This window comes from Rheinheimera sp. MMS21-TC3 (genome assembly GCF_032229285.1).
In the GTDB taxonomy this organism is placed as follows: Bacteria; Pseudomonadota; Gammaproteobacteria; order Enterobacterales; family Alteromonadaceae; genus Alishewanella.
In genome coordinates, this window is the sequence record NZ_CP135084.1 from 1,947,612 (window position 1) to 1,963,529 (window position 15,918).

Here is a 15,918-nt window from a genome sequence, read left to right on the forward strand (position 1 = left end):
TGCAGTTCTAATCTAAAGATTTTTTGTTAATAACAATACTTTGTTAGCTATTTTTAGCTAGAAGGCTAGTTACGCTGTTTGCAGCAGAGTTAGCCGTATAGCTTGGCCAATCTAATGTCCAAGGCTCAGCCCATTGCTGTAACTGATTAGCTTGAACTAATTGCTGAAAACGCTCACCTTCATCTGGCTTACAGACATAACTATATTGCTGATTATAAACAGTAAACTTAATAGCATAGGCATGTAAATACACCCGAGATTCGGCCGCAGCCTGATAAAGGGTATCACCAGCAATGGGGGCTGAAACACTTTTTAACGCCACCCGTATTTGATGCGTTTTGCCGGTAAAAGGTTTAATTAAAAAAGCTCTAAAAGGTAAATCATTAAAACCTTTACTAATAAAATAACTAACCGCAGGGTGATGCATAGTTTGCAGCAACTTCCAGCTTGACCTGCGCCCTATTACCATGTCGCCTTTGACCCAACCCTGTTTTTTTAATGGTTTATCTAAGCTAATAGCTAAGTAATACTTATCAATTTTGTGTTGCGTAAATAAGCGTGTTAACTCTGCTGCGCTAGCTGCACTAGTGGCAAATAAAATTAAGCCAGAGGTCACTTTGTCTAACCTATGCACAGGATACAGTTTCATTTGAAACTGCTGCTCGGCTAAAACAACTAAGCCAGGGCCGTCATCTGAATGAAAACTAATCCCTGGCGCTTTATTAAGCACAATAAAGTGCTCTGTAGTAGCAACTACACGAAAAGCTGTCATGAACAACCTAAATTTTGCGCATAACGACACGCAGCCGCTAAATCAGCTGCTGTATCTACTCCAACAGCAGGTGTTTCAATAGCGGTTGCCACATGAATAGCCTCGCCTTGCCATAATACCCTTAATTGCTCTAGGCACTCTATTTGTTCTAAAAGTGATGCTGGCCATTGAATATAACGGTTAATAAACTCAGCACGATAGGCATAAATTCCGATATGACGCCGATAATGAGTAGCAATCTGCTCGGTAAAAGCATGATCGCGATCAAAAGGAATTGCTGAGCGGCTAAAATATAAGGCGTAACCTTGTTGGTCACAAACTACTTTGACCACATTAGGATTGGTAACTTCATCCATACTAGCAATAGCTACCGCTAGTGTTGCCATCTTAGCTTTAGTTTGGCTGGCTAAATTGGTCGCCACTTGCTTGATAATACTAGGCGGTATAAAAGGCTCATCCCCTTGTACATTCACCACTACCGTATCTGGCGCTAACTGTAAACGGCTGACAACTTCTGCTAAACGCTCTGTTCCTGAGTTATGCTCAGTAGAGGTTAAACAAACATCACCGCCAAAGCCTAATACTTCAGCTTCAATTCTAGCATCATCTGTTGCTACCACTACTTGGCTAGCACCGCTTAATAGAACTTGCTGATATACCCGCTGTATCATAGATTTACCAGCAATATCGGCTAAGGGTTTACCGGGTAAACGGCTACTGGCGTAACGAGCAGGAATAATGACTACGAACGCCATTGTTCAACCTCTTCAGTGGTTAATTGTTGCGCTTCTTCTTCAATTAATACCGGAATATTGTCACGAATGGGATAAGCTAACTTATCTGCTAAACAAATTAGTAGCGCAGGTTCTTTACTATATTTAAGTTTTCCTTTACAGACTGGGCAAGCCAAAATATCGGTTAAAGCTACTTTAAGGGCCATAGGTACTCCGTAACTGAGTTAAAAGGATGCTAAGTTTTGCTGCCGCTGTAGCATCAAGCTTTGCATTTACGGTTAAACTAAACCAATCATCTTGAGCAAAGCTAGTGCATTTTACAGCATCTTTTTCTGTCATTAAGATAGGTGTAGCCATTTGACTAAAATCAGCCGCCGTAAACTGATGATGGTCGACAAAATAACGTTGTTGTAAAATAGTAAAACCGGCTTGTTTTGCAGTATTAGCAAAACGAGTAGGGTTGCCTATTGCTGCCACTAAATTAACAGCACTAGGTGGCAGTGTTTTATCAGAGTTTAATGCCTTAGCCGCAGTAGGAATAAGTTGCATCACGCCATCGGCATAGGGTAACGGCTGACTATTGCTAATCACTAAATCTACTTTACTTAAGCGCCAGCGTTTTTCACGTAAGGGGCCAGCAGGCAATAATTGCTGATTACCTAAACCGCGTAAACCATCTACTAATACAATTTCCACATCACGCTGCAAGGCGTAATGCTGCAGACCATCATCACTAATAATAATATCAACATCAGTTTGCTGTAATAAGTATTCTGCAGCTTGCACCCGATTAGGATAAACCACTACCGGGCAACCACTACGCTTTGCCAGTAATAAGGGTTCATCACCGACATTTTCAGCCTTAGCATCAGATGTGACTAAAGTGGGTGTGACTACTTTAGCACCATAACCACGACTTACTATGCCAGGCCGCCAGCCTTGTTCTATTAATAGCTGACATAACATTAAGGTAAAAGGGGTTTTACCTGTACCGCCTACACTGATATTACCTACAACAATAACTGGAACGGCTAAGCGATGCTGCGGCTTTATACCTAAACGATATAAGCTACGTCTTATAGCAGTGATCAGGCCATATAACCATGAAAGTGGTAACAATAACCAAAAAAACTGGCTATTTTGATACCAACACTTCTCTAGCCAGCTTACTTTTTTACTCATTTAAGATTCAGCACCAAATTGCAGTTTATATAACTGCGCATAAGCACCATTTTGTTGTAACAAACTATGGTGATCCCCCTGCTCTACTATACGACCTTGCTCCATTACTAAAATAATATCGGCATTTTCAATAGTAGATAAGCGATGGGCAATAACAATGCTGGTACGGTCTTTTAATAGCTCGTTAAGTGCCGATTGAATTTTTCGTTCTGACTCAGTATCTAAGGCTGAAGTGGCTTCGTCTAAAATTAAAATTGGTGCTTCACGCATTAAAGCTCTGGCAATGGCAATCCGCTGGCGTTGACCACCAGATAAACTGACGCCATTTTCACCTATAATAGTATCTAGTCCATCTTTTAAATTAGCAGTAAACTCTAAAACATGCGCTTTTTCAGCAACTTCTTGTAGCTGCTCAGCGCTAACCTCTTCAGTAAAACCATAAGTGATATTGTTAGCTATAGTGTCATTAAACAAAGTGACATGTTGTGACACCACCGCCATTTGTTGGCGTAAAGAAGCTAAAGTACAGCTTTTTATCGGTATACCATCTAAGCTAATCTCACCATCTAACACATCATAAAACCTCGGTAACAAGCTGGAAATGGTTGTTTTACCGCTACCAGAGCGCCCTACTATGGCAATAGTCTTTCCGGCCGGTGCCGTAAAGCTAACATCGTGTAAAACCTGATTATCATGTCCAGGGTAAGAAAAATTGACATGCTTAAAACATATTTCACCTTTAATATTGCTTAACACCTGAGTGCCTGTATCTTGCTCGGTTGGTTGGTCTAACACTTGGAATACACTTTCTGCAGCAATTAAACCGCGCTGAAACTCACTATTTATTGTTGTTAATTGTTTAAGCGGTCGTAACAACATCATCATAGAACCAACAATAGTGGTAAATTTACCAGCCGTTAAGCTATCTAACATTTCAGGAAAACTAGCCATATAAATAACAAAAGCTAAAGCAAATGAGGCTATGATTTGAATTGATGACACACTAATAGCTCGGGTCGCTTCCATTTTTACGTCTTGGCGACGGGTTAAGTTGTTAACAGCATAAAAACGTTTACTTTCTATATCTTGGCCGCCAAAAGATAAAATAACTTTATGGCCATTTAACATTTGCTCAGAGCAGGTTGTTACCTCGCCCATGGCACTTTGAATGTTTTTGCTTAGCTGCTGAAATCTTTTACTAACAAAACTAACGATAATGGCAATTATAGGGGCTATTAATAAAAATATTGATGATAACTGCCAACTATTCCAAAACATCAGCACTAATAGACCAAATACAAATACCCCTTCCCGTATTAATACCGCTAAGGCGCGAGAGGTAGTTTGCTTTATTTGTTCTGTGTTATAGGTAATTTTTGAAATTAAATCACCCGTTGAATGCTGATCATGAAAGCTTACCGGTAAACGAATAAGATGCTGAAATAGCTGCTGCCGCATTTCTTGCACTACATGGGTACCTACCCAGTTTAAGCAATAACTGGCAATAAAGTTAAATACCCCTCTCATGATAAAAATAATAATAATAAAAATCGGGGCATAACGAAGATAGTCAGTATTTTTTTGATTAATACCAATATCGATAAAGTCTTTAAGTTGAGAGACAAAGTAAACATCAACTAAAGCGTAACCAATCATACCAATAGCTGCTGCAACAAAACCTAGACGATAAGGTTTTACATAGGCAAGTAAACGACGAAAGCTAAGTTGCTTTAAAATGGGTGAAGGTGTCAAAGGATCATCCTAGCTAAGTTTTTTGTTTATTCTAACGTGTTGCCAGCAAGGTTTCAGCATTTGTATACGGCTTTTGTTGCCAGTAAGGTAATCTTTGTGGTCTATAAGCGTTAATTCTTATATTTTCAGGCTTAATATCCAAACTAATAGCGCCACTAGTAGCTGTATTAAGCAGCGGAATACCCAGCAAACTCAAACGTTGGCGGACAATTGCACTGGGATGTTGATGGCGGTTATATAAGCTAGCGCTATTTAATGCCAATAATGGCGCTAAATGATATAAAAAACCGTAATCACTGGAACTGGCACTACCATGATGTGCAAGCAATAATATATCAGCGCTTATATTAGGTTGTTGCGCTATTAATAGGCGTTCAGCACGGGCTGAAATATCACCAGTTAACAAAATTTTCCAACCATCTATATCCACAAACATTAAACAAGAGCGATCATTTTTGCTGTGTAACTCGGAATCAAACAGGGTAAAAAGCTGCACTTTTGCACCGAGATAATTGAAATTCAAGTCTGCACAGGGCTGTGCCGAATTTATATCGGCAATATTAGTAATTAACCTTAGCTCTGGGTACTGTTGTTGTAATAAACGCCAATCTCCAGTGTGATCACTATCATTATGACTTAACACCACATAATCTAGTTGCCGTATGCCAGTTTGACGTAAAAAAGGTAGTACTATTGCCGCTGTGGCACTGTAATTGTTATAACGCGGCCCAACATCATATAAAACTCCTTGCTGGCCCTTTTGTAGCAATACAGCTAAACCTTGCCCCACATCGATCAAATGTAACTGCCAAATCGAGGTTCCCCACAAAGTTAGGCTAATAACAGCACTGACTAAAGCAGTAAATAGCAGCGCTAAACGGTGTCGTGTTAGCCAAAACATCATTAAAGCTAGCCCTAATAATAGTACTGTTAGCCAATTAATATTAGGCCATGCCCACCAGCTATTTTGTTGGCTGCACCAATCTAGCCAGACTAGTAAGGGGGTAAATAACCAATCAGTGAACTGCCATAAGCTAGCAGAGAAAGGAAGTTGGATTAGCTGAGCAATTAAAGTAACAAACAACACAGGGATTGCCAGCATACTGGTATAGGGCACAAAAATAATATTTGAGACTAGAGCTAATAGCGAGCCACCATTAAAAAAGACTATGCTAAATAAGGTCATCATCAAGGTTAAATAAAAATGAAACCTTAAAAACAATAGTAGTTTTCCGCGCCAGCCATTAACTATTTTAGGCTGCTGCCATAACAGCATAAAGATAATAGCTACGGCTAAAACTGACAACCAAAAACCAATACTGATAACAAATAAGGGTTCAAATAATAAAAGCCCAGCAACAATTAACAACCAGAACTGCAAATATGAAAAAGTTCGTAGCTGAACTTTGCAGATTACTACTATTAATAAAGCTAGGCTGGCTCTTATGGTTGGAATAGCAAAGCCTGCAAGCCAAGCGTATAATAAGGCACACCCTAAAGCTAAGCTATATTTAAGCATCAGCCTAGCGCTTATGTTTTTAATAATAAATAATGGCTTACTTAGCCATAAGCTAAAAATAAAGATCAAACCAATATGCAAACCCGATATTGCCATTAAGTGCGCTAAGGCAGATAATTGTAAACCCTGCCACAATTGCTGATTAAAATGACGTTCACCTATTGTTAACGCTTTTAATAGTGGTGCAGTAGCAAGTTCGCTTGTCGCTTGGCCTAGTTGCTTGATAAGATAGGGCCTTAGCATAAATTGGCTAGATAGCATCTTAGCTGTTAATAAATTAGATGCTGTAGTTTGGATTACCGAGCCTTGTAATAGCTCACGCTTTAACATGGCATTACTTTCACGATTAATAGCAGCAGGGTTAGCGACACCTACAATAGGCTTTAGCCGAACAGGTAGCTGCCAACGCTGACCTGCAGCTAATTGCTCTGGTGCTTGGGACCAGTTTAATCGCACCCGATAACCTTTGCCGATGCCTTCGTCTAGTAGTAGTACAATTTGACTGTAATCTTGGTATTGCTTGGGTGAGTCGATAATAGTACCAACTACTGTTGTATCTGATAATGGCAGTTTTTTTTGAGTTAAATAGTAATGATTTGTTTGGATAAGCCACAAACTAATAAAGAGTATAGCTCCAGCAATAAAGTTGCTTCGGCACCAAATTGCACCCAGCAAAATGGGCACTAAAATAAATAGTGTAAAAAGAGGTGGCACTATTGGTAGAAATACCGACAATAGGCTCGCAACAACTATACCCAGACAAAATAGTGTCATGTTCATTTTTTGTGAATAGGTTGTAATGGCTAAGAACTTTATTAAGAAATATCTACCATCTCCAGAAAAAATCAAGCAACAAAAGCTGTTAAAGATGTTTGGTAGCTTATTGCATGATGGTAATTTATGGCATTTAAACCGTAAGTCAGCTCGCGGAGCTTTTGCCGTGGGGTTATTTTTTGCTTGGATGCCTATTCCATTCCAAATGGTCGCCTCAGCTGCTGTGGCAATACCGCTTAGAGTTAATTTACCTTTATCTGTGGCTTTAGTCTGGCTAACTAACCCGTTAACTATGCCGTTTTTATTTTATTTAAGTTATGTTGTAGGCACTATAGTTTTGCAAGCTCCCATCGAGAAGTTTGCTTTTGAGGCTAACTGGCATTGGCTGCAACATAGTATTGCCACTATTGGTAAACCCTTTCTTATAGGGTGTTTTATAATGGGGATCTTTTCGGCTATTGTTGGTTATTTTGGTATTGATTGGTTATGGCGTTTATCGGTTAGAAAAGCGCAAAATAAACGTAAGAGTAAACGTAAAAGTATAGATAAAGCGCCTAAGTTCTAAGATACAACGCTATAAAATCAGCAATGTTTTGTGGTTTATCATTACAAGTTTTTATTTCTGACCTAAAACTGCAGCGGGCTGAACTTTACTCGCTCGCATGGCTGGATACAAAGTTGCAATTAAACTCATCATTAATGCCACTAGGCAAGTTATAACAACATCATTTAAGTGTAGTACTGAAGGTATAAAGTTAACAAAGTAGATACTGGGATCTAAAATAGCATGGCCTAATACTTTGCTAATAGCAGCAAAAATAGGCTCTATATTAACCGCTAATAGCACACCAATAATAGCGCCCAATACAGTGCCAATTAAGCCATTTAACCAGCCTAAGCAAACAAATATCACTATTATACTGCGTTTTGGCATCCCCATTGTCAGTAAAATTGCAATATCACTTTGTTTTTCTCGTACTGCCATCACTAGTGTTGCGACAATATTAAAGCAAGCTACTGCTATAACTAAAGCTAAGACAAGATAAAGGATAGTTCGTACCATTTGAATATCTTGATAAACATGACCTTGGCTGCGAAACCAATCTAATAAATAGACATAGTCAGTTGAGTGTCGCCCTAACTCTACAGCCATCTCTGGCGCGGAAAAGATATCATTTAAGCGAAATGCAAAGCCCTGCACTCTTGCTTCTGGGTAATGTAATAACTGGGCTAAAGCCGCTATATCTAGCCATGCTTGGCTGTAATCTAACTGACCACCAACCGAAACAATAGCGGTTACAGTTAGCCCCACGTTGTTGTAACTAGCCAAACGGCCATCGTCAGCTAAGGTAGGCAGTAAAAGCTGGACACTATCTCCTACCTGTACTTGTAAGGCCTCTGCAATGCCTTTACCTAAAACTATATCAGTAGCAGTCAGTGTTGTTAGCTGTCCTGCGACTACATAGTTAGCAAAATCACTTATGCGCTGCTCATAATCCAGTGCTATGCCACGTACTTCAGCGGCTTTAACTGTCTGTCCTTGGCGTAACATCCCTTGGGTTTTGATATAAGGTGCGCCTGCTGCAACTCCTTTAATAGTATTAAAATAACTAATCTTTGCTTGCCAGTCGGTTAAGCCTTCACTGACAGCTTCAAGCTCCACATGCGGAATAACCGATAGCAAACGTTGTTTTAATACTTGTTCAAAGCCATTCATTACCGATAAAGCAACAATCAAAATGGCTACGCCTAAGGTTATACCTAAGGTAGAGCTGGCAGATATAAAACGGATAAAACCACTAGATTGTGTATTTGAACGATAACGTTTGGCAAATTGCCATGCCAGTTTAAGCATGCCCTGGCTCCAAACAGCCTTCTCGCATTAAGTAATACTTATCGAGTTTTTTTGCTAAAGCTATATCGTGGGTAACGATAATAAAGCTGGTATTTGACTGCTGATTAAGCTCACGTAATAACTGATAAATACTTTCAGCTGTATGTTGGTCTAAATTTCCGGTTGGCTCATCAGCTAGTACTAAAGCAGGCTCGGCAACCAAAGCCCGGGCTATGGCAACACGCTGCCGCTCGCCGCCACTTAATTCTGCTGGTTTATGACTAGCTCGTTCTGCTAGGCCAACTCGCTGTAGCATGGCTAATGCTTTAGTATTCGCCTGCTGCTTATTTACCCCTTTAATTAATAAGGGCATAGTTACATTTTCTAAGGCGGTAAAATCCATTAATAAATGATGAAATTGGTAAATAAAACCTAATTGCTGATTGCGTAGCGCTGCTTTGCGTTTACTGCTCATCTTAGCTAGATCTTCGCCTAATATTTGCACTGAGCCACTATCTGCAATATCTAAACTGCCTAAAATATGTAATAAGGTGCTTTTACCCGAACCCGAACTCCCCACTATAGCCAACATCTCGCCGCTGCTAACCGTTAAGTCAACGCCTTGTAATACCTTTACCTGTTGTAAACCATCGCGATAACTTTTATTTATTTGTTGCGCCGTTAAAACTTTATTCATCACTTAATATTTCCGCCGGATTAACACGAACTGCTTTTCTGGCTGGGTACCAGACTGCCAGTAAAGTTAGCAAAACAGCGCTTAATAAAATTAATACCACTTGTTGTAATTGAATATCTACAGGCAATACCGCTACTGAGGTGATATGTACACCCAAGGCGCTAAGAATAGTATTTAATTGCCAACTTAGTAAAAGGCCAGCTAAAGCTCCAGTTACAGCACCAAAAACACCATTACTCACGCCTTGCATAGCAAAAATATTAAATAACTGCCGATCTGTCATGCCTAGGGTTTTTAAAATAGCAATTTCGGCCTGCTTATCGGTAACCATCATGACTAAAGCAGAAACAATATTAAACGCAGCTACAGCAATAATTAGCAATAACATTAACGACATCATTCCTTTTTCCATCGCCACTGCAGAAAACAAATTGCCATGACTTTGCCGCCAGTCACTGACTTGTAATTTAGGATTTTTTGCTAATTTTTCCGCTAATATAGGTGCCATAAAAGGATCAGCTAAAGTAATACGCCAAGCAGAGGTTTGCTGTTGTGATATTAAACGCTGTAAATCGGCTAATGCCGTTACAACTATAGCACTGTCAACATCCGAGCCAGTATCTAAAATACCAGTAACAGTAAATAAACGCTGTCTAGGCACCCAGCCCATAGGGGTATAGCTGCCAGCTGTCGCTAACATTAATCGTACTTGCTCGCCCACTGATACTTTTAATTGCTCAGCTAAGCCTCGCCCTAATACCACCGCATAACGCTGGGATGAAAATTGCTGCCAACTACCTTGAATTAACGACTGCTGCATAAAGTGAGGTAAGGCATCTAAAGTAACACCTTGGATCATGGCACCACTTAATTGACTTGGTGCTTGCACTAAAGCTTCAGCTTGTAAAAAGGGGTTTAGCTGTAAAACCGACTTATTAGCTTTAAGTGCATCTTGCCAAGCCAGATTATTGGGATCGGTCTTAACAATAATATGTGGGATCACACCTAAAATTCGTTTTTTTAAATCGCCTTCAAAGCCGTTCATAACAGAACTAACAATAGTCAACGCCATCACGCCTAGAAAAATGCCAGCGATAGAAAAAAGACTAATAAAGGAAATAAAGGCATTGCCTTTACGGCTTTTGCTATAGCGCAAGCCTATCCACAAACTGACTGGTAACTGCATCCTAATTTTCAGGACAATGCCCACATTAGATGATAAAGTGATGTCGATCATAGAGACAAATACCTGTCGTGACAAGCAGGTTGTAAAGGTAACATTATGAGTAAACTAACTTTAGCAGAGCTAGATGCACGCTATCAGGATTATTTTAGCGTTGAGCACCAAATTAATATTAATATTCGCCCTATGCTTACAGCCTTACCTACTATGGAACAACTGCAAGACCATATACCCGAGGCGTTTTTATTAAGCTCGCAAAGTAGCGACTTAAACATGTCTGCCCTGCGCTCATTGAATAAACTAGGTGAGTTAGCTACAGAACTGGCTCATTATCTGCAACAACAAGCACAAAAAATAGATTTATTGTTACACTATGTTTTACGGCAACAAGATATTGCTGAGCAGCGTTTTTATAGTGTTAGTTACGGTGGCAGCGGTTGCTGTTATCATGCTGATAGCCCTATAGAAGTTGAGCAAGCACTTGAAGTAAAATTGTTTTTATCTAATAACGAAGGCGCCGTTTTTTGTTATGGTCAAGTATTAAGTTGCCAAAAAATAGCACAGACTTGGCAAATAAAAGTTGTATTTACCCGTATTAGAGAACAAGATCGCGAACTTATTGTTCGAGCCAGTCTCCACCAACAATCTAAATTATTAAAACAACAGGCTCAGCAACGCCAGTTATCATCATCTTAGAGCTATTTTTACTATTTAAGGTTTAGTGTTTTTAATGAATTTCATTTCGTCATTACCGCAGCTTAAGTCAGCGACTGATCAGCTGCAATGGGGCAATTTACAAGGTGCAAGTTTACCTTTAGTCATTGCTAACTTAGTGCAAGAACAGCCAGCATTTTATTTAATAGTGGTGCCTGATACGCCAGCCGCATTGCGCTTAGAACAAGAGCTAGCCGTATTTCACACTAATAAAGATATCCCTATTTTAACACTACCGGACTGGGAAACTCTGCCCTACGATGTGTTTTCACCCAACCAAGACATCATTTCTCAGCGTTTAAAAACACTTTATCAATTACCTCGATTAACTCAAGGTATCGTAATAGTGCCTATTAGTACTTTATTGCTGCGTCTGACTGAGCGCCAATATTTAGAACAACATAGTTTTATTATTAACAAGAACCAGCTCATCGATTTGAACCAGTTAAAACGTCAACTTACCGAGGTAGGCTATCACAGTGTTGATCAAGTTATGGAACATGGTGAATTCTCTGCACGTGGTTCAATTCTTGATTTATATCCCATGGGGGCTAATGCTCCCTACCGGCTCGATTTTTTTGATAATGAAGTTGATGCTATCCGCACTTTTGATCCAGATAATCAACGCAGCTTAGATACAGTAACTAATATCGAGCTATTACCTGCTCATGAGTTTCCAACCGATAAAGCCGCCATAGAGCGTTTTAGATTGCGCTATCGGGAGTTATTTAGTTCCCGTAGCGAAAAGGAGTCGTTATACCAGCAAGTTAGCCAAGGCTTGTTGCCCTCGGGGATTGAATATTACCTGCCGTTATTTGCGGAACAAACCGCAACCTTGTTTGATTACTTACCTAAGCAGAGTCGTTGTTTATTATTAGGTGATCTAGAGCATAGCGCTGAAAGATTTTGGCATGAACTAAAGCGCCGATATGACGACAGATGTCACGATGTATTAAGGCCAATTTTAGCGCCTCAACAATTATATATAAATATTGAGCAACTATTTGGCCAATTTAAGCAGTATGCACGGATCAAGCTAAGCCAAGCAGAATTAACTAAAAAAGCTGGTCAAGCTAATCTGCTTAGTCAAACCCTACCCGACTTAGCCGTTAATCATCAACATAAAGAGCCACTACATGCAGTACAACAATACATACTGCAATTAAAACAACAAAAGGGCCGTTTATTATTTTTTGTAGAAAGTGAAGGTCGTCGAGAAAGCTTATTACAGCTACTACAAAAAGCGTCTATACGAATTAGTCAATTTGCTAGTTTCACTGAATTTTATCAGTCTAATACAGACTTAGGGATTATTGTTGGTCCTTTAGAGCAAGGCTGCTTTCTTAGTAAACCTCAGCCTTTAGCTTTAGTCAGTGAGAACGAGCTGTTTGGTCAAAAAATTAGCCAGCGCCGGCGTCGTAAACGTAGCCAACAAGTATCATCTGATACGGTTATTCGAAACTTAGCTGAATTAACCATGGGCCAACCTATAGTGCACCTGCAGCACGGCATTGGTCGTTATCAAGGCTTGCAAATCATAGAGACCGCAGGCATTAGCGCAGAGTTTGTAACCATAGAGTATGCAGGCACTAGCAAATTATATGTGCCTATTACTGCCTTACATCTATTAAGCCGTTATAGCGGCGGTGATGCCGATAGTGCGCCTTTACACAAGCTAGGTAATGACAGTTGGGAAAAGTCTCGGCGTAAAGCCGCCGAAAAAGTACGGGATGTTGCTGCAGAACTATTAGATGTTTACGCCCAACGTGCTGCCCATAAAGGCTATGCTTTCGCTATTGACCAACAACAATATCAAGCTTTTGCTGCTAGCTTTCCGTATGAAGAAACCGCTGATCAACAAGACAGCATAGATGCTGTCTTACGCGATATGCAAACCCCACAACCTATGGACCGCTTAGTCTGTGGCGATGTAGGCTTTGGTAAAACTGAAGTTGCTATGCGGGCGGCTTTTGTTGCAGTAAATGATGGTAAGCAGGTCGCGATATTAGTGCCCACAACCTTATTAGCCCAGCAACACTTTGAAAACTTTAGCGATCGCTTTGCTAACTGGCCGGTACGAGTTGAAGTTTTATCTCGTTTTATTAGCCCTAAACAGCAAAAAGCTATTTTAGAAGATGTAAGCAACGGTAAAGTTGATATTTTAATTGGCACCCATAAATTACTGCAAGATGACATTAAACTGCATGATTTAGGCTTACTAATTGTTGATGAAGAGCATAGATTTGGCGTCAGACAAAAAGAAAAAATTAAATCATTACGCGCCAATATCGATATATTAACCCTTACCGCAACCCCTATACCACGAACCTTAAATATGTCGATGGCAGGTATGCGCGATTTATCCATTATTGCTACGCCACCGGCTAGGCGGCTAGCGGTTAAAACCTTTGTCAGAGAAAACGATAAGGCATTGATCCGTGAAGCTGTTATGCGTGAGATATCTCGCGGTGGCCAATTATATTTTTTACACAATGACGTTGCCACTATTAACCAACAAGCTCAAGCGTTAACAGAGTTAATTCCTGAAGCTCGAATTGCTATTGCCCATGGCCAAATGCGTGAGCGTGAATTAGAAAATATCATGGCTGATTTTTATCATCAGCGCTATAACGTGCTGCTTTGTTCAACCATTATAGAAACCGGTATTGATATCCCTACAGCTAATACTATTATTATTAATCGTGCCGATAAATTTGGTTTGGCCCAACTACACCAGTTACGAGGTCGGGTTGGCCGCTCCCATCATCAGGCTTACGCCTACTTACTTATTCCATCGAAAAAACGCTTAAGTAAAGATGCCGAAAAACGGTTAGATGCTATTGAAAGCCTTGAAGATTTAGGTGCAGGTTTTGCCTTGGCTAGCCATGATTTAGAAATTCGTGGTGCGGGTGAATTACTTGGGGATGAACAAAGTGGCCAAATTGAGTCTATTGGTTTTACTTTATATATGGATATGTTAGAGCAAGCTGTTAATGCCCTAAAGCAAGGTAAAGAGCCTAGCTTAGAACTTATGTTAAGCCAGCAAACGGAAATTGAGCTAAGGATCCCCGCTTTACTACCAGAGAGTTATATTCCTGATGTAAACTTACGGCTTTCTTGTTATAAAAAGTTGGCTTCAATAAAATCTCTGGCCGAGTTAGATGAAATTCAAGTAGAATTAATTGATCGTTTTGGTTTACTACCAGATGCGGCGAAAAATCTAGTAAAACTATCAGAGTTTAAATTACAAGCGCAGCAACTGGGTATTAAACGTATTGAAGCCAATAATAAAGGTGGTATGGTTGAGTTTAGTGATAAAACTCAAGTTTCACCTAACTTTATTATTGACTTAATTCAAAAGCAATCTCGAATATTTAAGCTCGAAGGTGGCCAAAAGTTGCGCTTTGCCATTGCCTCTAACGATATAGCGGATCGACTTAAATTAATTGAAAACATGTTGGCTGATTTTGCTAAAAACAGGGTATCTTAATGTTTAAATTCGCGATTTTAGGCACAGTTTGTAGCTTATTGCTAAGCTCGGTAGTACAGGCAAAAGAACAACGTTGGTTTGAAGTTGAAATGATTGTGTTTAGTCAAACCCCTGCCGCCAACTCACAAGAAAAATTTGACTTCCCTGTGACTCCAATTCGCCCTGGGCGCAGTATTGATTTAGTTACACCTTTATATCAGCCTGATATTTCGCCTCTGCTGGAAATAATTCCTCTTTGTACCACGCCAGCCACACAACCAGACGAGCAAGATCTATTAGCAGTTAAACCAGCTTATTATTACCAGTTGGTTAACTTATGTGTTTTTGAGCCACAAAATAAACCTTGGTTGCTGCATAGCTTTATGCAAACTCGTTATTACGATAGTCAATTACCTATGCCACGACGAATTTCAGCGTTAATGGCAAGTAATGGTAAGCACACTAACCAGCCTTATATAGTTGCGGCTGAGGCACTACAATTAACAGATATAGCCACCCGAATTCAAAACCAAACTGATAAAAGTCTTTTACTGCACACAGCATGGCGCCAAGTTCCTGTTACACAACGCCGAGCTATTGCTAGTCATTGGTATGCCGGTGAAAACTTTTCAGATAAATTTGATTATTGGGGTCAACCTAAGCGGCTATCTGAACAACACAATACTGACTCTCTTTTATTGCAAGATGGCATAAAAACTGCACCTAATTTTCAGCTAAATGCAAATGATGCAAATGATGCAAATGCCATTGACCCTAATATAACGGACCTTAGCCAAGCTGATATCATTACTAATATCGAACAACTACTGGCACAGTTAAGTGCAAATTCACAACTACCTACACCTAAAAGAGCCATCGAGACTAATGATAACAGCTCGCAACCAGTTGCAGCTAAGTTAGGCAGTAAAGTGCCTGATTATACTTGGCAATTAGATGGTTTATTTAAACTTCATTTAGACCACTATTTATTTGTAAATGCAGAGTTTAACTTGCGACTGCCATCAGAAGATAGCTTGCAAACTATCTATGTTAAACAAAGTCGACGGGTTATAAGTGGTGAAATCCATTACTTAGATCACCCCTATCTAGGGATAATTTTACAAATACGCCGTTTTGAACCAGCGCAACTTGATAACGAAATCGAGCCAGAAATTGACCTGATACTGAATTAAATCAAGTATAAGGCTAAGTTTGCGTTATCATTACATCAATTACACAGCATAGGTCTTTTGCTTATGCTTTCTTATTTAAAGGCTGAAGGCTAAAA

13 protein-coding genes are annotated in these 15,918 nt (G+C 39.8%); 4 read left to right on the plus strand and 9 right to left on the minus strand.

Annotated features, from left to right (window positions below):
* Positions 1 to 43: 43 nt before the first annotated feature.
* The 6 genes from RDV63_RS09600 to RDV63_RS09625 are packed head-to-tail and all read right to left on the minus strand — an operon-like array spanning position 44 to position 6,733.
* The gene (locus RDV63_RS09600; RefSeq protein ID WP_313909279.1) at positions 44 to 772 is read right to left on the minus strand and encodes a TIGR01621 family pseudouridine synthase; all 729 of its coding nucleotides are present in this window, start codon (positions 770 to 772) and stop codon (positions 44 to 46) included.
* On the minus strand, positions 769 to 1,527 hold the full coding sequence (gene kdsB / locus RDV63_RS09605; protein ID WP_313909280.1) for a 3-deoxy-manno-octulosonate cytidylyltransferase: 759 nt from the start codon (positions 1,525 to 1,527) through the stop codon (positions 769 to 771). Before kdsB ends, RDV63_RS09600 begins: the two co-directional genes overlap by 4 nt.
* Positions 1,515 to 1,712 carry a Trm112 family protein gene (locus tag RDV63_RS09610; protein ID WP_313909281.1) on the minus strand — a complete coding sequence of 66 codons (198 nt, stop codon included), beginning with the start codon at positions 1,710 to 1,712 and terminating at the stop codon, positions 1,515 to 1,517. The genes kdsB and RDV63_RS09610 overlap by 13 nt, the downstream gene beginning before the upstream one ends.
* Complete coding sequence (gene lpxK, locus RDV63_RS09615; RefSeq protein WP_313909282.1) at positions 1,702 to 2,688, minus strand: tetraacyldisaccharide 4'-kinase; 987 nt, start codon at positions 2,686 to 2,688, stop codon at positions 1,702 to 1,704. Before lpxK ends, RDV63_RS09610 begins: the two co-directional genes overlap by 11 nt.
* Positions 2,689 to 4,440 (minus strand): lipid A export permease/ATP-binding protein MsbA, encoded by a 1,752-nt coding sequence (gene msbA, locus RDV63_RS09620; RefSeq protein WP_313909283.1) that lies wholly within the window; start codon positions 4,438 to 4,440, stop codon positions 2,689 to 2,691.
* Positions 4,441 to 4,471: 31 nt separating this feature from the next.
* Complete coding sequence (locus RDV63_RS09625; RefSeq protein ID WP_313909284.1) at positions 4,472 to 6,733, minus strand: DNA internalization-related competence protein ComEC/Rec2; 2,262 nt, start codon at positions 6,731 to 6,733, stop codon at positions 4,472 to 4,474.
* 25 nt (positions 6,734 to 6,758) lie between these two features.
* Between RDV63_RS09625 and RDV63_RS09630 the strand changes: the two genes are divergently transcribed.
* Positions 6,759 to 7,298 carry a DUF2062 domain-containing protein gene (locus RDV63_RS09630; RefSeq protein ID WP_313909285.1) on the plus strand — a complete coding sequence of 180 codons (540 nt, stop codon included), beginning with the start codon at positions 6,759 to 6,761 and terminating at the stop codon, positions 7,296 to 7,298.
* Positions 7,299 to 7,349: 51 nt separating this feature from the next.
* Here RDV63_RS09630 and RDV63_RS09635 read toward each other — a convergent pair whose 3' ends face one another.
* From RDV63_RS09635 to RDV63_RS09645, 3 genes are read right to left on the minus strand one after another with little or no spacing between them, the layout of a single operon-like run.
* Complete coding sequence (locus tag RDV63_RS09635; protein WP_313909286.1) at positions 7,350 to 8,588, minus strand: lipoprotein-releasing ABC transporter permease subunit; 1,239 nt, start codon at positions 8,586 to 8,588, stop codon at positions 7,350 to 7,352.
* Entirely contained in the window at positions 8,581 to 9,264 is a 684-nt protein-coding gene (gene lolD, locus RDV63_RS09640) for a lipoprotein-releasing ABC transporter ATP-binding protein LolD (RefSeq protein ID WP_313909287.1), read from the minus strand. The genes RDV63_RS09635 and lolD overlap by 8 nt, the downstream gene beginning before the upstream one ends.
* Complete coding sequence (locus RDV63_RS09645) at positions 9,257 to 10,501, minus strand: lipoprotein-releasing ABC transporter permease subunit (protein ID WP_313909288.1); 1,245 nt, start codon at positions 10,499 to 10,501, stop codon at positions 9,257 to 9,259. The genes lolD and RDV63_RS09645 overlap by 8 nt, the downstream gene beginning before the upstream one ends.
* 45 nt (positions 10,502 to 10,546) lie before the next feature.
* Here RDV63_RS09645 and RDV63_RS09650 point away from each other — a divergent pair, with 45 nt between their 5' ends.
* The 3 genes from RDV63_RS09650 to RDV63_RS09660 are packed head-to-tail and all read left to right on the plus strand — an operon-like array spanning position 10,547 to position 15,823.
* Complete coding sequence (locus tag RDV63_RS09650; RefSeq protein ID WP_313909289.1) at positions 10,547 to 11,143, plus strand: PilZ domain-containing protein; 597 nt, start codon at positions 10,547 to 10,549, stop codon at positions 11,141 to 11,143.
* A gap of 34 nt (positions 11,144 to 11,177) precedes the next feature.
* Positions 11,178 to 14,651 (plus strand): transcription-repair coupling factor, encoded by a 3,474-nt coding sequence (mfd, locus tag RDV63_RS09655; RefSeq protein ID WP_313909290.1) that lies wholly within the window; start codon positions 11,178 to 11,180, stop codon positions 14,649 to 14,651.
* Entirely contained in the window at positions 14,651 to 15,823 is a 1,173-nt protein-coding gene (locus tag RDV63_RS09660) for a CsiV family protein (RefSeq protein WP_313909291.1), read from the plus strand. Before mfd ends, RDV63_RS09660 begins: the two co-directional genes overlap by 1 nt.
* The last annotated feature ends 95 nt before the right edge of the window (positions 15,824 to 15,918 follow it).